At 71.4% G+C, this 23,411-nt stretch carries 19 protein-coding genes; 5 read left to right on the top strand and 14 right to left on the bottom strand.

Annotation, left to right across the window (positions count from 1 at the left end):
• Positions 1-112 precede the first annotated feature (112 nt).
• The 4 genes from ACZ63J_RS26290 to ACZ63J_RS26305 form a co-directional block, all read right to left on the bottom strand.
• Positions 113-1,672, bottom strand: a complete 1,560-nt coding sequence (locus ACZ63J_RS26290; protein WP_465406735.1) for a GMC family oxidoreductase — start codon at positions 1,670-1,672, stop codon at positions 113-115.
• A gap of 35 nt (positions 1,673-1,707) precedes the next feature.
• Complete coding sequence (locus tag ACZ63J_RS26295; RefSeq protein ID WP_465406734.1) at positions 1,708-3,069, bottom strand: aminotransferase family protein; 1,362 nt, start codon at positions 3,067-3,069, stop codon at positions 1,708-1,710.
• 109 nt (positions 3,070-3,178) lie between these two features.
• Complete coding sequence (locus ACZ63J_RS26300; RefSeq protein WP_465406732.1) at positions 3,179-4,396, bottom strand: acyltransferase family protein; 1,218 nt, start codon at positions 4,394-4,396, stop codon at positions 3,179-3,181.
• Positions 4,397-4,522: 126 nt separating this feature from the next.
• The gene (locus tag ACZ63J_RS26305; protein WP_465406730.1) at positions 4,523-5,662 is read right to left on the bottom strand and encodes a serine hydrolase domain-containing protein; all 1,140 of its coding nucleotides are present in this window, start codon (positions 5,660-5,662) and stop codon (positions 4,523-4,525) included.
• Between the two features lie 177 nt (positions 5,663-5,839).
• Between ACZ63J_RS26305 and ACZ63J_RS26310 the strand changes: the two genes are divergently transcribed.
• On the top strand, positions 5,840-6,604 hold the full coding sequence (locus ACZ63J_RS26310; protein WP_465406729.1) for a thioesterase II family protein: 765 nt from the start codon (positions 5,840-5,842) through the stop codon (positions 6,602-6,604).
• Between the two features lie 6 nt (positions 6,605-6,610).
• On the opposite strand, the gene ACZ63J_RS26315 is transcribed toward ACZ63J_RS26310, so the two are convergent.
• The gene (locus ACZ63J_RS26315; protein ID WP_465406727.1) at positions 6,611-7,825 is read right to left on the bottom strand and encodes a cytochrome P450; all 1,215 of its coding nucleotides are present in this window, start codon (positions 7,823-7,825) and stop codon (positions 6,611-6,613) included.
• Between the two features lie 122 nt (positions 7,826-7,947).
• On the opposite strand from ACZ63J_RS26315, the gene ACZ63J_RS26320 reads away from it, so the two are divergent.
• The gene (locus tag ACZ63J_RS26320) at positions 7,948-8,877 is read left to right on the top strand and encodes an ATP-binding cassette domain-containing protein (RefSeq protein WP_465406726.1); all 930 of its coding nucleotides are present in this window, start codon (positions 7,948-7,950) and stop codon (positions 8,875-8,877) included.
• Positions 8,874-9,623, top strand: a complete 750-nt coding sequence (locus ACZ63J_RS26325; RefSeq protein ID WP_465406724.1) for an ABC transporter permease — start codon at positions 8,874-8,876, stop codon at positions 9,621-9,623. Before ACZ63J_RS26320 ends, ACZ63J_RS26325 begins: the two co-directional genes overlap by 4 nt.
• Here the strand turns inward: ACZ63J_RS26325 and ACZ63J_RS26330 are convergent.
• From ACZ63J_RS26330 to ACZ63J_RS26345, 4 genes are read right to left on the bottom strand one after another with little or no spacing between them, the layout of a single operon-like run.
• Positions 9,607-12,726: an AfsR/SARP family transcriptional regulator gene (locus ACZ63J_RS26330; protein WP_465406723.1), complete on the bottom strand. Its 3,120-nt coding sequence runs from the start codon at positions 12,724-12,726 to the stop codon at positions 9,607-9,609. The genes ACZ63J_RS26325 and ACZ63J_RS26330 overlap by 17 nt on opposite strands.
• Positions 12,727-12,754: 28 nt before the next feature.
• The gene (locus ACZ63J_RS26335) at positions 12,755-13,402 is read right to left on the bottom strand and encodes a DUF6308 family protein (protein ID WP_465406721.1); all 648 of its coding nucleotides are present in this window, start codon (positions 13,400-13,402) and stop codon (positions 12,755-12,757) included.
• Positions 13,403-13,462: 60 nt separating this feature from the next.
• On the bottom strand, positions 13,463-14,422 hold the full coding sequence (locus ACZ63J_RS26340) for an alpha/beta hydrolase (RefSeq protein WP_465406719.1): 960 nt from the start codon (positions 14,420-14,422) through the stop codon (positions 13,463-13,465).
• 37 nt (positions 14,423-14,459) lie between these two features.
• The gene (locus ACZ63J_RS26345; protein WP_465406717.1) at positions 14,460-15,758 is read right to left on the bottom strand and encodes a cytochrome P450; all 1,299 of its coding nucleotides are present in this window, start codon (positions 15,756-15,758) and stop codon (positions 14,460-14,462) included.
• Positions 15,759-15,939: 181 nt separating this feature from the next.
• On the opposite strand from ACZ63J_RS26345, the gene ACZ63J_RS26350 reads away from it, so the two are divergent.
• Positions 15,940-16,758 (top strand): SAM-dependent methyltransferase, encoded by an 819-nt coding sequence (locus ACZ63J_RS26350; protein WP_465406715.1) that lies wholly within the window; start codon positions 15,940-15,942, stop codon positions 16,756-16,758.
• A 13-nt stretch (positions 16,759-16,771) separates the two neighbouring features.
• Positions 16,772-18,871 (top strand): putative bifunctional diguanylate cyclase/phosphodiesterase, encoded by a 2,100-nt coding sequence (locus ACZ63J_RS26355; protein WP_465406713.1) that lies wholly within the window; start codon positions 16,772-16,774, stop codon positions 18,869-18,871.
• Here ACZ63J_RS26355 and ACZ63J_RS26360 read toward each other — a convergent pair.
• The 5 genes from ACZ63J_RS26360 to ACZ63J_RS26380 all read right to left on the bottom strand — a co-directional run bounded on the left by ACZ63J_RS26360 (position 18,820) and on the right by ACZ63J_RS26380 (position 23,379).
• Positions 18,820-19,725 (bottom strand): DMT family transporter, encoded by a 906-nt coding sequence (locus ACZ63J_RS26360; RefSeq protein WP_465406711.1) that lies wholly within the window; start codon positions 19,723-19,725, stop codon positions 18,820-18,822. The two genes, ACZ63J_RS26355 and ACZ63J_RS26360, sit on opposite strands and share 52 nt — an antisense overlap.
• A gap of 27 nt (positions 19,726-19,752) precedes the next feature.
• A complete protein-coding gene (locus ACZ63J_RS26365; protein WP_465406709.1) occupies positions 19,753-21,879 on the bottom strand; it encodes an MMPL family transporter in 2,127 nt (708 codons plus the stop codon).
• A 112-nt stretch (positions 21,880-21,991) separates the two neighbouring features.
• On the bottom strand, positions 21,992-22,240 hold the full coding sequence (locus ACZ63J_RS26370) for a hypothetical protein (protein ID WP_364369735.1): 249 nt from the start codon (positions 22,238-22,240) through the stop codon (positions 21,992-21,994).
• A complete protein-coding gene (locus ACZ63J_RS26375; protein ID WP_465406707.1) occupies positions 22,237-22,572 on the bottom strand; it encodes an ArsR/SmtB family transcription factor in 336 nt (111 codons plus the stop codon). The genes ACZ63J_RS26370 and ACZ63J_RS26375 overlap by 4 nt, the downstream gene beginning before the upstream one ends.
• Positions 22,573-22,641: 69 nt before the next feature.
• Positions 22,642-23,379, bottom strand: coding sequence for a Long-chain-fatty-acid--CoA ligase (locus ACZ63J_RS26380; protein ID WP_465406705.1), 738 nt, complete (start codon positions 23,377-23,379; stop codon positions 22,642-22,644).
• Positions 23,380-23,411: the final 32 nt, after the last annotated feature.

Here is a 23,411-nt window from a genome sequence, read left to right on the forward strand (position 1 = left end):
AACCGAAGGAGCAGGAGACAGAAGGAAGAAAGACACACCAAAACCACCCCGCCCCCCCCTCCCCCCCCCCCCCCCCCCCCCCCCCCCCCCCCCCCCCCCCCCCCCCGCGTCGTCAGGCCGCCTTGCGGGCGGTCCGGGTGCCGGCGACCAGGTCGGCGGCACGTTCGCCGATGACGATCGCGGACGCGTTCGTCGCGCCGCGGCCGATCGTGGGCATCACCGACGTGTCGGCGATCCGCAGGCCTTCCAGGCCCTGCACCTTCAGCTCGGCGTCGACGACCTTGCCCATCGCCGCGCTGCCGCCCGCGTGCCAGATCGGGTGGGCGATGCTGCGGATGAAGGCGAGGACGTCGTCCGCCTTGTCCGAAGCCGGAACCTGGTACGGGCGGGTGGTGTAGCGGCTCAGGGCCGGCTGGCTCGCGATCTCCATCGCCGCCCGGACACCCTCGACGGCCACTACGCGGTCGTCCTCCGTGGTCAGGTAGTTGTGCTCGATCTTCGGCTTCGTCGTCGGGTCCGCCCCGATGATCGACACCTGCCCGCGGCTTTCCGGGGTCAGCATGACCGGGCCGAAGGTGACCGCGTGCTCGGTCGGCACCGAAAGCCCGCTGTCCGGGAACATCATCGGCCCGCAGTAGAACGAGACGTCCGGCGCGGGCAGGCCCGGCTTGGTGCGGATGAAGCCGCCGCCCTCCGGCCCGTTCGAGGTGAACGGCCCGGTGCCGTGCTCGAAGAACTCGGCCATCTCGGCTTCGCCGGCCGCGATCGTGCTCACCGGCTCGTCGTGGGCGTAGATCAGCGGGACGAACAGGTGGTCCTGCAGGTTGCGGCCGACCTCCGGGTGGTCGACGGCGACGTCGACGCCCGCGCCCTCCAGCACCCCGGCGGGCCCGATCCCCGAGTACATCAGCAGGGTCGGGGTGTTGTAGGCGCCACCGGAGACGATGACCTCGGCCTCGGCGGAGAAGGTCAGCTCCTCGCCGAACCGCGTGCCGGTCACGCCCGTGACGCGCGTGCCGTCGAGGACCAGGCGCAGCGCGTGGAAGTTCGTGACCACCGTCAGGTTGGGCCGGTCGAGCGCGGGCTTCAGGTAGGCGTCCGCGACGCTCCACCGGCGGCCGTCGCGCTGGGTGAGCTGGAACCGGCCGAAGCCGTCCTGCGTCTCGCCGTTGAAGTCGTCGTTCGCCGGGTGGCCCGCCTCGAGGGCAGCCTCGATGAGCGCCGTCATGGTGATGTTGTTCGAACGGCCTTCCGAGACCCGCAGCGGCCCGCCGACACCGTGGTAGCGGGACTCGCCACGCTCGTTGTCCTCCGCGCGGCGGAACAGCGGCAGCAGCTCGTCGTAGCTCCACCCGGGCTGGTTCCAGCTGTTGTAGTCCAGCGGGTTGGCCCGGATGTAGAGCATGGCGTTGATCGAGCTCGTGCCGCCCAGGACCTTGCCCCGGGGGATGAAGATCCGGCGCCGGTCGAGGCCCGGCTCGAAGTGCGAGTCGTAGTCCCAGTCCACGCTGGTGCGGAACAGGTCGCCGAACAGGGCCGGGATGTGGATCGTGTCCAGCGTGTCCTGGCCGCCGGCTTCCAGCAGCAGCACCCGCTTGTCGGGGTCTTCGCTGAGGCGGGTGGCGACGACGGTCCCCGCCGAGCCGGCTCCGACCACGATGTAGTCGTACATCTGAACTTCCTTCCGAGTTTCGGGGGACACGCCGGTCACGGGGCGATGTCGCCGGCCGGGCTGAGCCGCCCGACCACTTCGGCCACCGCCTGGCAGGCCCGCGCGATCTCTTCGGTGGTGGTCACCAGCGGCGGGGCGAGGACCAGGTTGTGGGCGTACGGACGGGCGATCACGTTGTGGCGCGCGCGGATCTCGAACGCGACGGCGTCGCCGACGTGCCACTCGACCGGGATCTTGTGGTCGCGGTCCGACACGAGCTCGATCGCGGCGAGGGTGCCCTCGACGCGGACGTCGCCGACCGTGGGCAGGTCCTTGAGCCCGGCCAGGCCCTCGCGCAGCTCGGTCTCGATCTCGCGGGCGCGGCCCAGCAGGCCCTCACGCTCGATGATCTCGATCGTCTCGAGCCCGAGGGCGCAGGCGACCGGGTGGCCCTGGAAGGTGTAGCCGTGGAAGAAGCCTTCCTCACCGATGATCGTGTCGGCGATCGCGTCGGTCATCACGGTCGCGCCGAGCGCGGCGTACCCGCCCGCGATGCCCTTCGCCAGGGTGATCATGTGCGGGCGCATGCCGCGGTTCGGGGCGTCGAACCAGGAGCCGAGCCGGCCGAACGCGGTGACGACCTCGTCGGCGACGAGCAGGATCCCGTGCCGGTCCAGGACTTCCTGGATCCGCGGCCAGTAGTCCTCCGGCGGCGCGACGACACCGCCGCCCGCCATCACCGGCTCGCCGATCATGGCGGCGATGTTGCCCGCGCCGATCCGCTCGATGGTCTCTTCCAGCTCCGCGACGCAGAAGTCGGTCGTCTCGGCGCCGCCGTACATCTCGGCCCGGTACGGGTACGGCGGGGTCAGCTTCTCGAAGTTGGGCAGGTTCGGCCCGACACCGTGCTGCATCTGCGGGAGGCCGGTGGCCGTGCCACTGCCGTAGGTGGCGCCGTGGAAGGAGTAGTGGCGGGAGAGGATCCAGGTGCGGTCGGGCTCGCCACGGCGGAAGTGGAACAGCCGGGCGGCCTTGATCGCCGTCTCGACCGCTTCCGAGCCGCCGTTGGTGAAGAAGACGCGGTCCAGGCCCTCGGGGGCGAGACCGGCGATGCGGGTGGCGAGCTGGATCGCCTTGTCGTTGGAGAACTCGAGCAGGCTGGTGAAGAACTCGATCCGCTTGATCTGCTCGGCGGCGATTTCGGCGAGCTCCGGGCGGCCGTGACCGATCGGCGAGTGCCAGACGCCACCGCCGGCGGCGTCGAGGTATTCGTTGCCCTCGGCGTCCCACACCGTGGAGCCCCGGCCACGGGTGATGATCACGCGATCCTTGATGTACCCCCGCTGCATGGACCGCACGAGGTGGCGACGGTCCAGCTCGTCGAGCTCAGCGGCGCTGAGGGAGTCGTTGTTGCCCATGATGACGGAACCTCCGGGTGGAGAGTGGGTCGTGGTGGCTCGGTGCTCGCCTGCCAGGGTGCCGCCCGGGCACCCCGGCAGGCGTCTCTTCGGTTGCGGGCAGCCCCGGTCAGGCCGCGGCGCGGCCCGGCTCGGCGGTGCCGGTGCCGGTGTCCGGCTTGGTGTCCTCGCCGCCACCGGTGATCGGCTGCGGGCGGGCCGCGCGGCGCGAACGGCCCCAGCGCCGCATCGCCGGCCGCTCGACCGAGATGTACAGCAGCCGGGCCACGACCAGCGCGACACCCATCATGACCAGCATGAAGAGGATCCCGGGGAGCACGCCCATCTTCCCGCCGCCCGGCAGCACCTTCGCGGCGATGAACAGCCCGAGCGAGAGCAGCGGCAGGTGGACCAGGTAGAAGGAGTACGTGGTCTCACCGAGCCAGAGCGCGGGCTTGCTCTCCAGGAAGCCCGGGCGGCTGCGGTCGCGGGTCGCGGCCGAGCCGACCAGAAGGGCCGCCGGGAAGGCGAACATGCCCGAGAAGCCGTAGTAGGCGGGCAGGAACGCCGTCGTGAAGGCGTAGACGCCGATGGCGATGGCCGCCGCCCAGCCGACCTTGATCTTCGGGAACCGCTTCTCCTGCACCAGCCGCGCGGTGAGCATGCCGATGAAGAAGTCGGGCAGCCGCGTGATCGGGAAGAACAGGAGCGCCTTGTGCTGCGCCCAGGTGCCCGACGGGAAGAGCGGGCTGGGCGGGCCGCTGGGCAGAATCGCGCCGACGACGACCGTGGTCAGCAGGACGAGCAGCCCGGTGGCGAACCACCACTGCCACACGCGGTCGGTGCGGATCCGCCGCACCAGCTTGAAGGCCAGCGGGAACAGCAGGTAGAAGAGCATCTCGACACCCAGCGTCCACGTCACCGGGTTGGGCGACGGCGCGCCGAACGTGACGTCGGTGACCCAGGCCTGCTGCAGGAACAGGTAGTTCACCAGGAGCGGGCCGAGGCCGATCGTCGCGCCGAGCAGGAGTGTCACGCCGAGCGCCGGCAGGAACGTCACCAGGTGGTTCGGGATGATCCGCAGGAACCGGCGGCGCCAGAAGTCCCGCAGCCGGTAGCCGGCCCCGGTCGACCAGGTGAGGACAAAACCGCTGAGCACGAAGAAGAGCGACACACCGAAGTGGCCGCCGTTGATGCCGATGAACGTGAAGTCGTGCGCGAGCTGGGCGTTCGCGAACGGCGCCAGGTAAGCGGCGTGGGTGATGAAGACGAGCAGGGCGCCGAAGAGACGCAGGCTCGTCAGCGCCGGGCGCGCGTCCCCGCGCGCGTCGATCGAGTACTGGGTCACGCAGATCACTCCCGATGTTCGTGGGCGCGTCGCCCCGGGGGATCCCCGGCTCCGACTCACCTGGATGCGGCCCAACAATCCGCCAGCCGCAGGCGTGCGCACGTCTCGTCGCGTGCGGTCTCGGCGTCAGTTCGGGGTGCCGCAGAGGGCGAGCAGCAGGAACCGGGTGAGCGCGACGTCGATCGGGCCGCCGGCCGGGTACCGCGTGAGGTTGTAGGCGAAGCTGACCTGCCGGCTGCCGTCCACCCGGCGGATCGAGCCCGCGCCGTAGCCGAAGACGGCGCTGCCGTGGCCCCAGGTCGGGCCGCACGGCATGAGCGTGCGGCCGATGCCCAGGCCGTACCCGGCGCCGCCGGGGTCCTTCGGGTCGTTCGGCACCACGGTCAGCATCTCGGTGAGCAGGTCGGGGCGCAGCACGCGGCCGGTGAGCAGCGCGGTGTAGAAGCGGTCGAGGTCCGCGGTCGTCGACGTCAGGCTCCCGGCGGTCCAGGCCCACGACATGTTGTAGACGCTGAAGTCCCGCAGGGTGCCGTCACTCCAGGGCACATAACCCTTGGTGTGCGGGCCGACGAGGTACGGGTTGGTACCGGGGAAAGAAGTGTGCGACAGCCGCAACGGCGTCGTGATGCGCCGGGCCACCTCCTGCTCGACCGGCCGGTGGGTGATCTTCTCGATGATCAGCCCGGCGAGGATGTAGTTGGTGTTGGAGTAGAAGTACGCGGCGCCGGGCGCGCCGGTCCGGGGGAGGGCCAGGCCGAGCGCGACCAGGTGTTCCGGGGAGACGGTCTCGGTCTGGTAGCGCGCGATGTCGTCGTCCGACCGGATGAGCGTGGTCTGGTAGTCGTTGATGCCGGTGGTCTGCTGCAGCACCATCCGGACGGTCACCCGCGTGGAAAGGTCCGGCGGCAGCAGGTCGCCCAGGTACCGGCCTACGGGGTCGTCGAGGCGCACCCGGTGCTCGCCGACGAGCTGCAGGAGCGTGGTCGCCACGAACGTCTTGCCGATGCTGCCGGCGCGGAACGCCAGCCCGGGACGCATCGGCGCGCCGGTGGCTACGTCGGCGACCCCGCTGGCCCCGCGCCAGACCTTCTTGCCGTCACGCACTTCCGCGAGGAGACCGGGAACTCCGGCGTCCCGCACCGCGTCCAGCGCTGCTTGCAACGCCTCTGCGTCGCTGGAGCGCGACGGCGTGGCCGCCGCCGGCGTGCCGGACAGGGCCATCAGCACCACCGCGCCGACGGCGAGAACTGCGGTTCGTCGAAACACCGGACCTCCGGACACCCCACGATGCGAGTCTTGGGTTCCGACTGTGCCGTGCGTGCGCGGGTGACCACGTCTTGTCACGAGCGGTTTCGGCCCGGGAGCGCAAGCCGGGAGTGTCCGGGCGGTGGCGCGGCGATCATGCTGGCGTCAGGGGAGAAGCCTTACACGGAAGGGCCGACGATGGTGGACGCGCGCGCGACCGGCGGCTGGCTCATCCAAGGCCCGGCGCGGCCCGGCCGGCCCCGGCTGTTCTGCTTCCCGCACGGCGGCGGGGCGGGCGCGGAGTACGCCCGGTGGTCGCGGCAGCTGCCCGACGCCGAGCTCAGTGCCGTCCAGCTGCCCGGCCGTGGTTCCCGGCTCGACGAACCCGTGCTGACGCGGATGGCCGACCTCGTCGCCGAGCTCGTCGAGGTCCTCCCGGTCGGCGCGCCGTATTCGATGTTCGGCCACAGCCTGGGCGCGCTGGTGGCGTACGAGGTCGCGCGGGAGCTGCGCCGCCTCGGGCACCGGTTGCCGGATCACCTGGTGGTGTCCAGCTTCCCGGCGCCCTCGCTGCCGCGTGCCGAGCCGCCGATCCGCGACCTGCCCGACGACGAGCTGCTCGACGAAGTCGCGCGGCGCCACGGCGGCCTGCCCGGCGAGGTGCTGACGGACCCGGCGCGCAGGTCCCGGGTCGCGCAGTACGTCCGGGCGGACTACGCGATCCTGGAAACCTACGAATGGCGTCCCGAAGCCCCGTTGTCCGTGCCGCTGACCGTGTTCGGCGGCAGTGACGACACCCTCGGCGTGGATGTGCTGCGCGCGTGGCAGCACCACGTGACCGGCGAGATCGGCGTGCGCTGCTTCCCCGGTGACCACTTCTACTTCCGGCAGCAGAAGGCCGCGGTGCTGAGCGCGCTGGCCGACGTCGTCCGGACGACGTCGGCCGCGGACCGCGCGGCTTGAGCCCGGTCAGCTCCAGGTGACCGGCAGGGCGTGCACCCCGTAGATGTTCATGTCCGTCTTGAGCTGCACCTCCTCCGCCGGGACGGCCAGCGCCAGCGTCGGGAAACGGCGCAGCAGGGCCTCAAAACCGGCGCGCATCTCGATGCGGGCCAGCTGCTGACCGAGGCACTGGTGGACACCGTGGCCGAAGGACAGGTGGCCGCGGGCCTTGCGGTGGATGTCCAGCGTGTCCGGGTTTTCGAACCGCTTCGGGTCGTGGTTGGCGGCCAGCAGCGAGACGATCACCGTCGAGCCCGCGGGGATCGTCTCACCGCCGAGCTCGATGTCCTCGGTGGCGTAACGGAAGAAGATGTCGCCGATGGACAGGTACCGCAGCAGCTCCTCGACGGCGTCGGGCATGAGCTCGGTGTTCTCGCGCAGCTCGGCCAGCTGGGCCGGGTGCTCCAGGAGCGCAAAAGTGCCCAGTGCCAGCATGTTCGCGGTGGTTTCGTGGCCGGCGAGCAGCAGCAGGAACGCCGCGCCGGTCAGCTCCTCGATCGTGAGGTCGTCGTGGCGGGCCAGGTCGGAGAGGATGTCCTCACCCGGCTCGGCGCGCTTGCCCGTGACCAGCTCGGCCAGGAACGTCGTCAGCGCGCCGTATGCGCCCATCTTCTCTTCGAGCGTCACGTCCTTTTCGAGGAACTTCGCCGAGTTGACCTGGAACGTCTCCCGGTCCGCGTAGGGGACGCCGAGCAGTTCGCAGATCACCAGCGAAGGCACCGGCAGCGCGAACTCCTTGACCAGGTCGATCGGCGGGGTCAGCTTCGCGAGCGCGTCCAGCTGCCCCTCGACGACCTCGGTGATGTGGTCTTCGAGCTGCTTCATGCGCTTGACGGTGAACGCACCGGTGAGGCGCTTGCGCAGCCGGGAGTGCTCCGGCGGGTCCATGGTGATGAACATGCCCGGGATCTGCGGGGACGGCTCGGTGGCGACGGGCATGCCGGGCGTCTCGTACGGCATGTGGAGGACGCCGATGTCCTGGCGCGAGCTGAACCGCGAGTCGGCCAGCAGCCGGCGGACGGCGTCGTAGCCGGTGACGAGCCAGCCTTCGTGCCCGTCCGGGAAGAGCATCGGGCTGACCGGGCGGGCGTCCCGCAGCCGCGCGATCCGGCTGCCCGGGTCGAAGGGGCTCACGTCGCGCTCCATCGGGAGGCCGTTCGGGACGGGAACCGTCTGGGTCATCGGATTTCCTCTCGTGGTGGGTGCTGCGACCGACCTTCGCGGACGGTCCTGACACGGCCCTGACACGGCGAGGGGCGGCGCCGTGTCAGGACGGCGTCAGGCCGGGTGCCGAAAGTGGCGGCATGAGTGATTCAGCGATCGCGGTCTCGGGACTGCGCAAGGCCTACGGCGACAAGGTCGTGCTCGACGGCATCGACCTGGACGTGCGTACCGGCTCCATCTTTTCCCTGCTCGGCCCCAACGGCGCGGGCAAGACGACCACGGTGAACGTGCTGACCACGCTGGCGAAGGCCGACGGCGGGACAGCGCGGGTCGCCGGCCACGACATCACGGCGGAGGCCAAGGCGGTGCGCGCGGCGATCGGGGTCACCGGTCAGTTCGCGGCCGTCGACGAGCTGCTGACCGGGCGGGAGAACCTCCAGCTGATGGTCGACCTGCAGCGTGGCGGCAAGCGGGTCGTCGGCGAGCTGCTGGAGCGGTTCGACCTGGTGGAGGCGGCGAAGAAGCCGGTCTCGACCTACTCCGGCGGCATGCGCCGGAAGCTGGACCTGGCGATGACGCTGGTCGGCGACCCGCGGATCGTCTTCCTGGACGAGCCGACGACCGGGCTGGACCCGCGCAGCCGCCGCACGATGTGGTCGATCGTCCGCGAGCTCGTGGCCGACGGCGTGACGATCTTCCTCACCACCCAGTACCTCGAGGAGGCCGACCAGCTCGCCGACCGGATCGCGGTGCTCGACCGCGGCCGCCTGGTCGCCCAGGGCACGCCCGACGACCTGAAGCGGCTGATCCCCGGCACGCACGTCCGGCTCCGCTTCACCACCGGCACCGAGCTCGACGCCGCCGCGCGGATCTTCCCCGACTCCACGCGCGACGACGAGGCGCTCGCCCTGCGGGTGCCCAGCGACAGCGGGACGAAGTCGCTGCGGTCCCTCCTCGACCGGCTCGACGAGTACGGCCTCGGCGCCGAAGAGTTCTCCGTCCACACCCCCGACCTCGACGACGTTTTCCTCGCCCTCACGGGCCACGACACGGAAGTGACCGCGAAATGAGCACCCAGTCGCACTCGATCGTCATGCTGCGCCGCAACTTCAAGCACATCGCCCGGAACCCGACGTCGGTGTTCAACGCGGTGCTGATGCCGGTCGTCGTCATGCTGATGTTCGTCTACATGCTCGGTGACGCCTTCGACGTCGGAGTCGATTACGTCGACTACGCGACACCGGGCCTGATGCTGCTGGCCGTCTGCTACGGCCTCGGCGCCACCGCGACGGCCGTGAACTCCGACATGACCAAGGGCATCATCAACCGGTTCAAGGTCATGGACGTCTCCCGCGGCGCGGTACTGACCGGGCACGTCATCGCCGGTCTGCTGACCAACCTGGTCGCCATCGCGGCGATCATCGGGGTGGCCTTCGCGCTGGGGTTCAGCCCGGCGGCGGGTTTCCTCGACTGGCTCGGGGTGCTCGGGGTCGTCGTGGCGCTCGGGCTCGCCGTCGGCTGGCTGACGGTCGCGCTCGGCCTGGCCGCGAAGTCGCCGGAGACGGCCGGCCTGGCGTCGGTGCCGCTGGTCATGCTGCCGTTCTTCAGCAGCGCCATCGCGCCGGCGGACAAGATGGGCCCCGGGATCCGGCAGTTCGCCGAGTACCAGCCGTTCACGCCGATCATCGAGACGCTGCGCGGCCTGCTGAACGGCACGCCGTCGGCCGGCACCGCGGCCATCGCCCTCGCCTGGTGCGCGGGGATCGCCGTCGCCGGGTACCTGTGGGCGCGCTCGACGTTCAAGAAGCGAGCGTGACGGCGGCCAGCTCGCTCCCGTCCGCCGCTGTCCCCTCCCGAGCCGCCTCGGCGTACCCCTCGTCGCCGAGGCGGCTCCGCACGGCTTCTTCGACGCGGGCGCGGTCCGGGTTCGCCCGGTCCGGCAGCCCGCGCACGGCGGTGCTCGCCGCGAGCAGCCGGGCGGCCTGGGCGTGCTCGTCCCGGCGCAGGGCCAGGTCCGCGACCCCGACGAGCACCTCGGCGATCGTGGGCGCGTGCCCCACCGCGGCCGCGGCCCGCCACGCCGTCGCGTGGAACTCCCGCGCCCGCTCGAGGTCGTCGGCGAGGTACCCCAGCAGTTCGTGCGTCTTGGCCCGGATCGTCGGCTGCTCGGCTTCCGCGCCCCAGACGGTGGTCGCGACGTCGAGCTGTTCGTACGCTTCCTTGACGTCGCCGTGCCAGCGCGCGAGCTCGGCCTTTGCGAGGGCCAGCATGGCCAGCGAGTCCGGCCAGGTGACCTCTTCGGCGCAGCGGCCGGCCTCGGCGATGGCGGCCGCGCTCGCCGGTTCGTCGTCCAGCAGCCAGTACAGCTGGGCTTGGCGCGACCGCATCCGGATGACGTCGTCGACCGCGCCGACCTCGGCGACCACCGCGATCGCCTCGTCGTAGTACGCGCAGGCCCGGGCGAACTCGCCGCGGGTGGCGATGCGGTCGGCCAGCTCGGTCAGGGCGAACGAGATCCCGAACCGTTCACCGAGGGCGCGGAACTCGGTGAGCGCTTGCTCGAGGCACGCGTCTGCGGCGTCCCCGTCTTCACCCAGCGCGATCCGCAGCTTGCCGAGCTGGAGCCGGACCATCGCGCGCACCCAGGGATCTTCGCTGTCCAGCGAGGTTTCCCACGCGGCGACGGCCGAGCCCGGCTCCCGCAGCATCCGTTCGAGCGGGACGACCAGGCCCAGCATCGGGTTGGGGGACGCACTCCGCCGGCTGAGCTCGTAGGTCTTGTGGATCCACTCGGCCGCCTGGTGCTCGTCGCCCATGCCGGAGCTGGCGAACGTCACGAGCAGCGCGTAGACCCAGGCCCGGATGTCGTCGTCGACCTCGCCGGGGGTGGCGACGGCTGCGGTGACCAGCTCCATGCCTTCGGCCTTGTGGCCGACGAGCCACCAGTACCAGCCGGCGCCGGCCGCGAGCCGCATCGACGCCTGCGCGTCGCCGTCGGCGAGGGCGCCGCGCATCGCGGCGCTGATGTTGTCGTGCTCGGCTTTGAGCGTGCCCAGCCACTTGAGCTGGTCGGCGCGGCGCAGCTGCGGGTCGGCTGTGTCGGCGAGCTCGGTGAAGAACGCGAGGTGCGCGTGCCGGGCCGAGTCCGTTTCCCCCGCTTCCGCGAGGCGGTCGGCGGCGTACTCCTTGATCGTGCCGAGCATCCGGTAGCGCAGCACGCTGTCGCCCTCGGCGACCACCAGCGACTTCTCGGTCAGCGCGGTGAGCAGGTCGAGCACGTCCTCCGGCTCGACGGGAGCACCCGCGCAGACCCGCTCGGCCGCGTCGAGGCTCGCGCCGCTCGAGAACACCGAAAGCCGGCGCAGGACCGTGCGCTCGGTGTCGGAGAGCAGCTCCCAGCTCCAGTCGATGACGGCGCGCAGCGTCTTGTGGTGCGGCAGCGCGGTGCGGCTGCCGCCGGTGAGCAGGCGGAACCGGTCGTCGAGCCGGTGGGCGAGCTGGTCGAGGGACATCGTGCGCAGCCGGGCCGCGGCCAGCTCGATCGCCAGCGGCATCCCGTCGAGCGCCCGGCAGACGCGCGCCATGGTCGACAGCGTCTCGGCGTCCCCGGCGAGGTCCTTGCGCACCGCGCCCGCCCGTTCCCGCAGCAGGCGCACGGCCGGCGAGGCGTCGATCTCGCCGGGACCGGCGAGCCGGCCGGGCAGGGCCAGCGGCACGACCGGCCACAGCGCCTCCCCGGTGATGCCGAGCGGCTCGCGGCTCGTCGCCAGGATCCGCAGGCGGCGGCACTCCCCGAGCAGCCGGTGCGCGAGCGCCGCGGCGGCCTCGATGACGTGCTCGCAGTTGTCCAGGACCAGCACGGTGTCCCGCTCGCGGAGCGCGGCGACGAGCCGGTCGGCCGGGTCCGCGGACGGCGCGTCGCCGAGCAGCGCGTCCCGGAGGCCGAGCCCGTCGAGGGTCGCCTGGGCGACGTCGCCGTCCGCGCCGATGCCCGCGAGCTCGACCAGCCAGACGCCGTCCGGCGCGTCGCCGAGCAGCGTGCGCGCGGTTTCGGTGGCCAGCCGGGTCTTCCCCGAGCCGCCCGGCCCGATGAGGGTGGTGAGCCGGTGCGCGCCGACGAGCCCGCCGACCGCCGCGACGTCGTCGTCCTTGCCGATGTAGCTGCTCAGCTCGGCGCGCAGGTTGGTCTTCCGGGTCTCCGGCCGCCGTTTCGGCCCGCCCTGGAGCAGCTCGACGTGCAGCGCGGACAGCTCGGGTGAGGGGTCGACGCCCAGCGCGTCGGCCAGGGCTTCCCGCGTGCGCTGGTAGAGGAGCAGCGCCTCGTTCTCCCGCCCGGCGGCGGCGAGCGCCCGCATGAGCGCCCCGACGAGCCGTTCCCGCATCGGGTGCTCGGCGACGAGGTCGGTCAGCTCGGTGACCAGCTCCGCCCCACCGGGTTCGGCGTCGAAGCGGTCTTCAAGCGCGGCCAGGCGCAGCCCGTCGAGCCGCGTGACGGCGGCGTCGAAGGCGTCGCTGTCCTGCAGGCCGACGTCCTGCATGGCGGCACCCCGCCACAGCGCGAGGGCCTCACGCAGCAGCCGCGGGTTCTCGTCGGTGCGGGCCTGCGCGACGAGCCGTTCGAACCGCACGGCGTCGACGGCGTCGGGGTCCACGGTGAGCCGGTAGCCGTTCGGGTGGCCTTCGACCGCGCCTTCCGGCAGGACCTTCCGGAGCCGGGAAACCAGGCGCTGCAGGGCGTTCGCCGTCTCGGCGGGCGGGTTCTCACCCCAGATCCAGTCGACGAGCCGCGCCTTCGGGACGACGTGCCCGGGATCGAGCGCAAGAGCGACCACCAGCCCCCGCAACCGCGCCCCGGGCACGTCGGCGACCTCGCCGTCGTCCGCGCGCACTTCGAAGGGCCCCAGCATCCCGATCTTCACCCGGCCGATTTTGCCACGTCGCTGCGGGTCAGCGGTGGGTGCCGGAGCGCATCCAGAGGATCACGTCCAGGCAGCGCAGCAGGCTGATGTCCGCTATCCCGCCCGCCTCCGACCGCAGGTCCGCCACCGCCGAGGCGCGGGTCGGGTCCGTGTGGAACCAGCTCCACAGGCAGTTCCACGGGCTCGACGGTGCCTTCAGGACCGCCTTGACCCGGCTGTCGTAGACCGGGATCAGGCGGGGGCGCTTGCGGGCCATCAGCTTGGCCGCCGTCACCGGGCGGTGGTTGCCGCCGCAGCGGCGGAACAGCTCCCACAGGCGGTGCGCCGGTGAGCCCGGTTCGTACGTCGACCAGGCGACCGAGTGCATCGGGAGGTCCACCGGGATCTCCTCCAGCAGGTCCCGGATCTGGTGGGCGTAGGTGATCGTCGCGTCGATCGCGACGTCGGCGAGGCTGGTGATGCTGAGGAAGTTCAGGGCCAGGACGTCGGCCTCGGTCACCGTGTTGGCGACGTCGGGCCGGTCGCCGCCGCCGGCGAACCGCTCGAACCAGCGGCCCGTGTACCGCGCCGGGGAATGCTGGTCGAAGTACCGCCGGAGCGCCGTCAACGACTCGTCGCGGTGTGCGCCGCGGACGCATTCGTCCAGGAAGTGGTGTTGGTGGGCGTAGTCGGTCATGTCGAGCGTCCCCTCGTCGCCGACGGTGTCAGCTGAGGGTCGCGGGGGTCGGCCTGGTTGTTACGACAGCGTTTTCAGCCAGTTGATCACCACCGTGAAGTACGCCGGCGCGTTCGGGGCGTAGTTGATCGCGTGGCCGTACCCGTCGAGGATGTAGGTCTGCAAGGATCCGCCGAAGAACGGGGCTTCCGACGCGCGCAGGGCTTCCGGGGACGAGCAGTCGCTGCCGAGCTCGCCGCAGAAGTGCGGGTCGTTGCCCACCACCAGCAGGGTGGGCGCGGTGATCCGCCGGGACGCCGGGGTGACCACCGTCGTGAGCGTCAGGCTGTCCACCGCCTCGGTCGCCGCGAAGACGTCCTTTGTGGACTCGTCGTAGGCGATCGCGCCCGCGTCGTCCGGGCCCGGCGTGTGGAAAGCTTGGTAGCGCGTGCCCGGGCCGGTCGTCAGGTAGCCCGCGTCGAGGCCTCGGCTGCCGAGCACCGGGTCGAGCGGCGCCGGAATCATGTTGGCCAGCACGGGAATCACCGTGATCAGGTTCATCCGGTGGGTCATCCCGGTGACGAGCACCCCGTCGACGTCGCGGTAGGTGCCGGCCTCGATCATCGCCATGGCCGACCCGATCGAATGGCCGCCGACGACCACCTTCGCGAACCGCGGCCGCACGGCCTGGATCACCTGGTGCGCCGCGGTCGCCTGGACCGACGCGCTCAGCAGCGCGCTCAACGGCTTCGAGCTCTGGCCGGTGCCCAGGCGGTCGAGCGCGAGCGTCGCGATGCCGGCCTGGTTCGCCGCGAGGCGGAACGACCGGGTCTGCGGGGTGTACGCGATGTCCCAATAGGACGCGTTGTACGTGCCGCCGGGAATCAGGACCACCACGGTCGACGCGCCGGGCGGGGTGCACAGGCGGCCGTGCATCGTCTGTGGGAGCAACGCGACGGTGACCGGGACGTTCAGGTCTTCACACGTCGTCGCGGCGGCCTGGGCCGGAACGGGGACGAGCAACGCCGTCAGCGCGAGCATCACGGCAGCACAAAAACGCAAGGAGAACGACCTCCAGCTAGCGGGGGACCACCGTCATCGGCAGCCGGTCGGGGTAGGCGGCCGAGGTGAACTTCACGCGCACCGGCCGCCCCGGCACCGGGACGAGCCGCCAGCGCGCGGCCACGGTGGCCACCGTGATCACGATTTCGTTCTGGGCGAAGCGGTTCCCGATGCACTGGCGGTTGCCGGCGCCGAACGGGATGAACGCGCCCTTGGGCAGCCGCGCCTCGTCCTCCGCCGCCCAGCGGCCGGGGTCGAACCGGTCCGGGGCGGGGAACGACGCGGGGTCGTGGTGCAGCGCGTGCGGGCTGACGATCACCTCGCTGCCCTCCGGCAGCCGCACCCCGCCGAGTTCGACGTCGGTGAGCGTGCGGCGCATCAGCATCCAGAGCGGGTACCGGCGCAGCACCTCGTCGACGACCTGCCGGACGTAGGTCAGCCGGTGGAGGTCCTCGACCACGAGCGGGCGGCCGCCGAGCACCTCGTCGACTTCCGCGTGCACGCGGGTTTCCACCTCGGGGTGCTGCCCGAGCTCGTGGAACATCCAGGAGAGCGCGAGCGCGGTCGTCTCGATCCCGGCGGTGAGCAGGGTGAGGACCTCGTCCCGCGCCTGCTCGTCGGTCATGCCGGCCAGCAGGAGCGTCGAGAGCAGGTCGCCGTGGTCGGCGCCTTCGGTGCGCCAGTCGCGGATCACCTCGAGCACGATCGCCTGCATCCGCGAGATCGCCACGTCGAACCGCCGGTTCCCGGGAATCGGCAGCTTTTCGACGAACTTCGGCGACAACGCGCGAATCATTCCCTGCTGGATGATCAGATAAATGGACCGCCGGGCCTCGGCGATGGCCTCTTTCCCGAGCTCCGTCGAGAAGAGCGCTTCGCCGACGATCGTCACCGCGAGTCCTTGCAGGTCCTCGTCGATCTGCCGTACTTCGCCGGGGCGCCACGAGTCGCTCAGCTCGGCCGCCGCGCGCCGCATGGTTTCGGCGTAGCCGGCCAGGCGGTCGCGGTGGAACGCCGGTTGCATCAGCCGGCGCTGCTGCCGGTGGAAGTCGCCGTTCGAAAGCACCAGGCCGTTGCCGACGAACGGCCGGAACTTGTCGAACATGGCGCCCTTGCGGAACTTCGGCCCCGCCGTGACCAGCACTTCGGTGGCCAGCCTCGGGCTCGTCACGAAGTAGGTCGGCGACGGGCCGAGGTAGATCTTCACGAGTTCGCCGTGTTCGTGCAGGGAATCGGTGAAGGCGGAGCGTCGCCGTAGCAGTGCCGGAGTGTGCCCGAGAAAAGGCCACCGGCCCGGAGCGACCGGGACGGTCATACGGACTCCTCGTTTACGCCATTGTGTGGATATTCCGAAGGAGACGGCTTACGGTAGGCCTGTCCGGTCGTAGGAGACAGTGCCCGATCGGGTGGTGTGCGCTCACGCATATGGCGCAGTGGACGAACCGTCCGGAATCGCTAAGCTCTTTCCGGTCCGACCGACTGAGAAGGTGTTCTTCGTGACCCGATCTCCGGAATGGGTTCCCCCGGGTGTCGACATCTCGGTGCCGAGCATCGCCCGCACTTACGACTACATGCTCGGCGGCGGGCACAACTTCGCCGTCGACCGCGCGGTGGGCGAGCAGATCGAGCACGCGATGCCCGGCCTGCGCGACGCGGCGCGCGTGAACCGCGCGTTTCTCGGCCGGGCCGTGCGGTTCCTGACCGACCAGGGCATCCGGCAGTTCCTCGACCTCGGCAGCGGCATCCCCACCGTGGCGAACGTGCACGAGGTCGCGCAGGCGCGGCGCCCGGACTGCCGGGTGGTGTACGTCGACCGCGACCCGGTGGCGGTCGCGCACAGTGAGCTCATGCTGGCCGGCAACGATCGTGCAGCGGTTGTGCAGGCCGATATGCGCGACCCGGAAAAGATTTTCGATGCGCATTCGGTGCGCACTCTGCTCGACTTCGAAAAACCCGTCGGTCTGCTTATGCTGTTGATGCTGCACTGGGTCCCGGACGAATCCGATCCGCTCGACCTCGTCGCGCGCTACAGTTCGGTGCTGGCGCCGGGGAGTTTTCTCGCGATCACTCACGTCACCGGCGACCACCAGGGCGACAATCTCGGAGAAGCGACCGAAGTGATCAAAGAGAGCCGGAGTCCCGATCAAGTGACCCTGCGGACGCACGCCCAGGTTTCCGAGCTGTTCACCGGTTTCGAAATCGTCGAACCCGGATTGGTCGGCTGTGGTGAATGGCGGCCGGCCGGGCCGGCGGACATCTCCGACGCGGCCGCGATGAACATGCTGGTTTACGCCGGAATCGGCCGCAAGAACTGAACGGGCAGCCGGAATGCCGAACACCGAGCACCTGCCGCAGCGGCCCGCGGGTCCCGACCCGGGACGCGGGCGGACCGTGCTCGCCCGGAAGTGGGCCTACCTGTTGAGCGGCGTCACCGTCGTCTCCCTGAGCCGCGAGGAGCTCGACCGGGAGCTTCGCGGCCTGCTCGACACGCTGTGCGAAAGCCTGCGCGCGGGCGCGGACACCACAGCCGCCGTCCGTGTCGGCGAACGGCTCGTGGCGCTCGGTTACGTCGGCGAGCCCGGGCTTCGGTGCACGCTCGACGTGCTCGGCAAGGGGTTGCCCGCGCTGCCCGAGCTCCAGGGGGCCGACCGCGCCACCGAGCGGATCGTGCTCGCCCTGGGCGCGCTCTCGTGCGGGTTCCTGCTCGCGCACGAGCGCGGTGTCCTCGAGCAGCAGGAGATCATGCACCTCGCGCTGCTCAAAGCGGTGCGGGACGCCCAGTGGAACCTCAAGGAGAGCGAAGCGCGCTTCGACGAAGTCGTGACGTCGTCGGCGAGCGGCATCGCGCTGGTCTCCCTCGACGGCCGGATCGCGCGGGCCAACGCGGCGCTGGCCGAGATGCTCGGGCACCCGGCCGGCGAGCTGACCGGGTCGGTGCTCTACGACGTCGTCCACCCGGACTCCGTCGAGGTCCTGCGCGAGGCGATGGCGGCGCTGCTCGACGGCGGCCGGGACCGCGTCCGGCAGTCACAACGGCTGTTGCGCCGGGACGGCGACGTCGCGCGCATCTCGCTCACGGCGTCCCTGCTGCGCGACGCCGACGACCGGCCGGGGCACTTCGTCGTGGTGGTCGAGGACGGCACCGAGCTGATGCTGCTGCAGGGCGAGCTGAGCCGCCAGGCGCTGCACGACGTGCTGACCGGGCTGCCGAACCGCCAGTACTTCGGCACCCACCTGGAGGCGGCGCTGCGGCGGGCCGACCCGGTGTACGGCGTCACGCTGTTCCACGTCGACCTCGACGCGTTCGGCATGATCAGCAACAGCCTCGGCCGCCGCGTCGGCGAGCAGCTGCTGGTGCACTTCGCCCAGCGCCTGAAGGTCGTCATGGCGCGCGAAAAGGCGATGATCGCGCGGTTCCACAGTGACGAGTTCGGCATCCTCGTCGAGAACACCGCGACCACGCCGGACATCGACGCCATCGTGCGCGCGATCAACAACGAGCTGGCCGAGCCGTTCTTCGTCGGCGGGCACGGGCTCGCGCTGTCGGCCAGCGCGGGGGTCGTGCACCGGCCGGCGAAGGGCATCGACCCGACGGAGCTGCTGCGCGCGGCCGACCAGACCCTGCGCCGGGCCAAGGCGAAACGGCGCGGGCAGTGGAAGATGTTCGACCCGGCCGCCGACGCCGCGGACCGCCGGGCGCAGGCCCTCGCCGTCGGGATGGCCGGGGCGTGGGAGAACGGCGAGATCGGCGTCCGCTACCGGCCGGTGGCGCGGCTGGCGGACGGCGGGTTCGCCGGGGTCGAAGCCCGCCTGCACTGGGAGCGGCCGGGCGAGCCGGCGCTGGCGCACGAACGTTGTGCCGAGCTCGCCGAGGCGACCGGGTTCGTGCTGCCGCTGGGGGAATGGCTGTTGCGCACCGCGGCCCGGCACGGCGAGTGGTGGCGCCGGCACGTGGGCTTCCCGGTGGTCGCGGGCCTCACCGGGCACCAGGTGTCCGACGACGCGCTCGGCACCCGCGTGACGCGGCTGCTGAAGGACAGCGGCCTGCCGCCGGGGCAGCTGCTGCTCGGCGTCCCGGTCGGCGCGCTGCCGGTGCCCGGGGTCGTCGAGAACGTCACCGCGCTGGCCGGCCTCGGGGTCCGCGTGATGCTCGACGACTTCGGGCTCGGGCCCGGCGACCTGCGGGCGGTCGAGGACCTGCCGGTCGACATCGTGCGCGTCGACCGGCGGCTCGCCGAGTGGCCGGCGAAGACGTTCCTCGGCGCGCTCGTCCCGCTGGCTCGCAAGGCCGGCGCGACCCTGGTCGTCGACGGCGTCCACACCGGGGAACAGGCGGACCGGTGGCGCGAGGCCGGCGCGGACCTGGCGACGGGTGACTACTTCGGCGCCGCCACCGCGCCCGGCGAGCTCGTCGGCGCCTTCGCCTGAGCCCGCCACCGCGTCAGGCCGACGGCGGCCAGCACGATCACCATGCCACCGACGACCCGCGGGGTCAGCGGTTCGCCCAGGACGAGCGCGCCGAGCCCGACGGACACGACGGGGAGCAGGTAGCCGACCGTCGCGGCGGCGGTCGGGCCTTCGTCGGTGAGGATCCGGTAGTTGAGATAGAAGGTGATCCCGGTGCCGAAGACCCCGAGGATGGTCACCGCGACCACCGCCGTCAGCGTCAGGTGCGGCGCGGTGGAGGCGACGGGCAGGGCGACGGCCGTCAGCGCGGTGGCCGTCGTCAGCTGCGCGGCCGAGAGCGCGAGCGGAGCCCCGCCGGGCGGCAGTTTCCTTGCCATGTAAGCGAACGCGATCGCATAGCTGAGCCCGGCGCCCAGCAACGCGAGCGCGCCGCCGCTGAGCAGGCCGGACTGCTGCCACGGCGCGAAGATCACCAGCACGCCCGCGAAGCCGAGCGCGAGGCCCAGCAGCCGGGTGGGCGTGAGACGGCGTTCCGTGCCGAGCAGGACGCCGATCAGCAGTGACCACAACGGGGTCGTCGCGTTCATGACCCCCGCGACTCCGGAGTCGACCGTCCGTTCCCCGATGCCGAACAGCGCGAAGGGCAGCGCGTTGCAGAAGAAGGCCGCGACGACCAGCCGGCCCCAGGTCTGGCGGTCGCGCGGCAGCCGCTGGCCGGTGGCGAAGGCCATGGCCAGCAAGGTGAGCGCGCCGAGCGCGCAGCGCACCAGCGTCAGGTGGACGGGACTCAGCCCGGTCAGGGCCAGCTTGATCCACAGGAAGCCGGAACCCCACAACAGGGCCAGGACGGCGATGCGCACGGACGCTTTGCTCACGGATTCCACGGTGCCCGGGGTGATCCGTCAGGACAAGTGAAAAGTCCTGGACTGATCTTTAAGGTCTGCTACAACGTCACGCCGCCAGAGCCGCTCCCCGGCCAGGGCCAGCGCCGCCGGGAGCAGCACGCCGCGGACGAGGGTGGCGTCGAGCAGGATCGCGAACGCCATGCCGAGGCCGAGCATCTTGTACTCGATCGCGGCGAGGCTCAGGAAGATGCTGAACACCCCGGTCATGATCAGCGCGGCGCTCGTCACGACGCCGGAGCTGCGCGCCGTGCCTTCGACGATCGCCTCGCGCGCCGAGCCGCCCGCCCGCCGCCGTTCGCGGATCCGGCTGAGGATGAACACGTGGTAGTCCGTGCTCAGCCCGAACAACAGCACGAACAGGAACATCGGCAGCCAGCCGAGCACCCCGCCGTAGGGCGTGAAACCCAGTAGTGGCGCGAGAAAGCCGTCCTGGAACACGAGCGTGAGCACGCCGTAGGCCGCGCCGACCGAGAGCAGGTTGAGCAGGATCGACACCACCGGCACCACGACCGACCGGAACACCACGAGCAGCAGCACGAACGCGAGCACCAGGATGAATCCGAAGACGGACGGCGCCCGGTCGAGCACCTGCGTGGTGAAGTCTTCCGCCTCGGCGGTCCGGCCCGCCACCGCGAAATGGACGCCATCGATCCGCCCGATCGTTTGGGGCAGCTGGGTTTCCCGCAACGCCGTGAGCGTCCGGCCGGCGGCGCCGTCGTTCCCGGCGCCGCCGAGCGGGACCCGGACGACCAGCGCCTGGCCGACCGGGACGACCACAACCGGGTTCGGGGTCCCGGCGGTGAGCTCCCCGATCGCCCGGCGGACCGCGGGGGTGTCGACCGGGCCGTCGTCTTCGCGCCAGAGGACGACGTGTGCGGGCATCGTCACGCCGGGAAACGCTTCCTGGATCCGCGCGGCCGCGTCGATCACCGGAATGCCGCGCGGCAGGCTTTCGGTCGGCGCGGGGTCCTGCAGCCGGATCCCCAGCGCGGGCAGGGTGAGCAGCACCAGCACGGCGGTGGCGAGCCCGCTCCAGAGCGCGGGCCGCCGGGTGACGACCCCGGCCACCGCCGCCCAGAACCGCGAGCGCGGGCCGCGGTCGCCGAGCCACGGGATCCGGCCGCGGTCGATCCGGCGGCCCAGCACGGAAAGCGTCGCGGGCAGAACCGTCACCGCGGCCAGGACAGCCGGAGCGACCACGAGGATCGTGCTCACGGTCAGGCCACGGAGGTTGTCCAGCCCGGTGAACAGCAAGCCGGTCACGCAGAGCACGACCGTCAGCCCGGACACGACGACCACGTGCCCGGACGTCCGCGCGGCGATCCGGATCGACTCGTCGACGCCGTGCGCGCGTTCCTCGCGGACGCGGCGCAGGAAGAACAGCGAATAGTCGACGCCGACCGCCATGCCGATCAGCAGCGTCATCGCGGAAGTGGCGCTGTTGACCGGAATCCAGTTGTCCACAGCGGACAGGAAGCCGAAGGTGGCGAACACCGTCGTGCCCGCGAGCAGCACCGGAACCGCCGCCGCGACCAGCGAGCCGAACACGACCACCAGGATCAGCAGGGTGATCGGCAGCGACCGCGTCTCCGACCGCTTGATGTCCTCCTTGATGCTCTGGTCGACCGCGCCGGCCACGCTGAGGTCGCCGGCCTGCGCGAGCCGGGCGTCCGGGTGCCGGGCGGCGACGGTCGCGACGGCCGCGGTCGCCTTCGTGAGGTTCGCGCGGATTTCCGTGCCGGCGCCGAGGATCCGGAACGTGACGAGGCCGGACCGGCCGTCGGCGGAGACCTGGGCCGGGTCCTCGAGCGGGGAGCGGACGTCCGCGACCGCGCCGGACGTGGTCAAGGTCGTCACCAGGTCGGTGACGACGGCGGTGGCGTCGCGCGGGACGAGGACGTTCTCCCAGAACGGTTCGCGGGTGTCCTGGCGGTCGAGGACGGCCTGGCCGGTCCCGGCGTCACCGGCGGGGCTCGAGCGGGCGTCGGCGCCGGGGAGGAAAGTCCCGGCGGCCCAGGCGAACGCGACCAGCGCCAGCCAGCCGAAGATCGCCGCGGCGCGGTGGCGCAGCGACCAGTTCGTCACGCGTTCGACCAGCGGAGGCGGGGTGCTTGCGGGCAGCATGAACTAAGGTCCTTCCGTGAAGGAGTGATCCGATGAGAGCTCGCCCTCGGGCGAGTGGGTGCTTCTTCCTCCTGGGCCGCCGAGTTGCCGCTCGGCGGTCCAGGGCCTCAGGTCAGTCGACCTCCTTCAGCACGTGCTCGATGGACCGCAGGCGGTCCTGGACGTCCTGCAGCCGCCGTTCGGTTTCTTCCTGTGTCCGGACGGCTTTCTCGGCCAGCGAACGGTATTCGTGCTCCCGGGCCAGCGCGGCCTTCGCCCGCCAGGTCGAGGCCAGCTGCACGATCGCGATCGACAGCACGACGGTGATCAGGACGAAGACCCCGGTCACGCCGATGATCTCCTGCCACTGGTGCCAGTTCATGTCCGTCCCTCCTCGCCGTCCCGCTGGACGGAGTCCGGTGTGGTCAGCGTCGGCACGGCCGCCGCGATCGACTGCGGGGTCAGCACGACGGAAAACGGGGTGAGCTCGTAGAACCGCAGGGTCTTGCCGTCTTCGCCGACCTCGAAGCTGGCGGTGACCAGACCGGCGGCTTCGAGCTTGCGCAGGTGCACCTGCAGCAGCGCGCGGCTGATCCGCAGCTCGCGCGCGAGCTCGCTGACGTAGGCGCGTCCGGCCCCCAGTGCCGCGATGATCCGCAGCCGGTGTGGGTTGCCGAGGGCGCCCAGCTGCCGCAAGAGCTCGTCCCCGGTCACGGCTTCCACCACATGCAAAAGAAAGTTAGCAGGTGGCTCGCCGCAGGGCTATCAGGGTGATCCCTGAGGTCACATCGGGTGGTCCATCCAGACGTTCGGCTCGACGTAGGTCGCCGTGTCGTAGGCCGTCGACGCGTACACCGGGGCGATGCCGCCGGGGATGAAGTTCTCGCCGTCCTGGAGCTTGACGCCCGTCCATGCCCGCCAGTCGGCCAGGGAGCCCGCCAGCGTGACCGCGAACGGGCAGACCTTGACCACCCGGGCGCCGAGGCGCTCGTGGGTGCGCAGCCAGCGGTCGGCCAGGAGGCCGTCTTCGCGCCGGCGGGCCGCGTACTCCGGCATCGGGACCGCCGGCTCGGCCTCCTTGCCGATCGGGCGCACCGAGACGATCAGCTTGCGCAGCCCCGTTTCCGCGGCCCGCGCCTTCAACGCCTTCAGCATCGGCGTGGACAGCCCGCTGCCCCGGCGGTGCGGCGCGATCACGACTTCCAGCGCGCACAACGCGGTCGGCGCGCGGCCGTCCATCACGTCCTGCGCCGCCCACTCGATCGCCTGGTCCCAGCCGTGGTCGGGCAGCTCCGTGCGGTCCGGCGCCGGATAGGTGAGCGGGACCGACAGCGCGCGGGCCATCGGGACGCCGTCGTCGTCCAGCGCGATGAGGAAGTAGCGCGCCCAGTGCCGCAGGAACCGCTCGCCGGTGATCATCCGGCCGCTGGCGCCCTGGTAGATGAACTGGCCGCCCACGTCACCGAGGTTCAGGGCGGCGTCGAGCAGGTCGGGCCGGGACGCAAGATCGACAACGCGCATGCGCCCAGTGAAGCGAAAAGACGATCGGCCGG

It is taken from the genome of Amycolatopsis sp. NPDC104863 (genome assembly GCF_055582965.1).

What these genes read in the sequence shown, in the direction of transcription:
- ACZ63J_RS26290 (WP_465406735.1), bottom strand. Translation starts at nt 1,672, where the DNA reads ATGTACGACTACATCGTGGTCGGAGCCGGCTCGGCGGGGACCGTCGTC.
- ACZ63J_RS26295 (WP_465406734.1), bottom strand. Translation starts at nt 3,069, where the DNA reads ATGGGCAACAACGACTCCCTCAGCGCCGCTGAGCTCGACGAGCTGGAC.
- ACZ63J_RS26310 (WP_465406729.1), top strand. Translation starts at nt 5,840, where the DNA reads ATGGTGGACGCGCGCGCGACCGGCGGCTGGCTCATCCAAGGCCCGGCG.
- ACZ63J_RS26315 (WP_465406727.1), bottom strand. Translation starts at nt 7,825, where the DNA reads ATGACCCAGACGGTTCCCGTCCCGAACGGCCTCCCGATGGAGCGCGAC.
- ACZ63J_RS26320 (WP_465406726.1), top strand. Translation starts at nt 7,948, where the DNA reads ATGAGTGATTCAGCGATCGCGGTCTCGGGACTGCGCAAGGCCTACGGC.
- ACZ63J_RS26325 (WP_465406724.1), top strand. Translation starts at nt 8,874, where the DNA reads ATGAGCACCCAGTCGCACTCGATCGTCATGCTGCGCCGCAACTTCAAG.
- ACZ63J_RS26335 (WP_465406721.1), bottom strand. Translation starts at nt 13,402, where the DNA reads ATGACCGACTACGCCCACCAACACCACTTCCTGGACGAATGCGTCCGC.
- ACZ63J_RS26340 (WP_465406719.1), bottom strand. Translation starts at nt 14,422, where the DNA reads ATGCTCGCGCTGACGGCGTTGCTCGTCCCCGTTCCGGCCCAGGCCGCC.
- ACZ63J_RS26345 (WP_465406717.1), bottom strand. Translation starts at nt 15,758, where the DNA reads ATGACCGTCCCGGTCGCTCCGGGCCGGTGGCCTTTTCTCGGGCACACT.
- ACZ63J_RS26355 (WP_465406713.1), top strand. Translation starts at nt 16,772, where the DNA reads ATGCCGAACACCGAGCACCTGCCGCAGCGGCCCGCGGGTCCCGACCCG.
- ACZ63J_RS26365 (WP_465406709.1), bottom strand. Translation starts at nt 21,879, where the DNA reads ATGCTGCCCGCAAGCACCCCGCCTCCGCTGGTCGAACGCGTGACGAAC.
- ACZ63J_RS26370 (WP_364369735.1), bottom strand. Translation starts at nt 22,240, where the DNA reads ATGAACTGGCACCAGTGGCAGGAGATCATCGGCGTGACCGGGGTCTTC.
- ACZ63J_RS26380 (WP_465406705.1), bottom strand. Translation starts at nt 23,379, where the DNA reads ATGCGCGTTGTCGATCTTGCGTCCCGGCCCGACCTGCTCGACGCCGCC.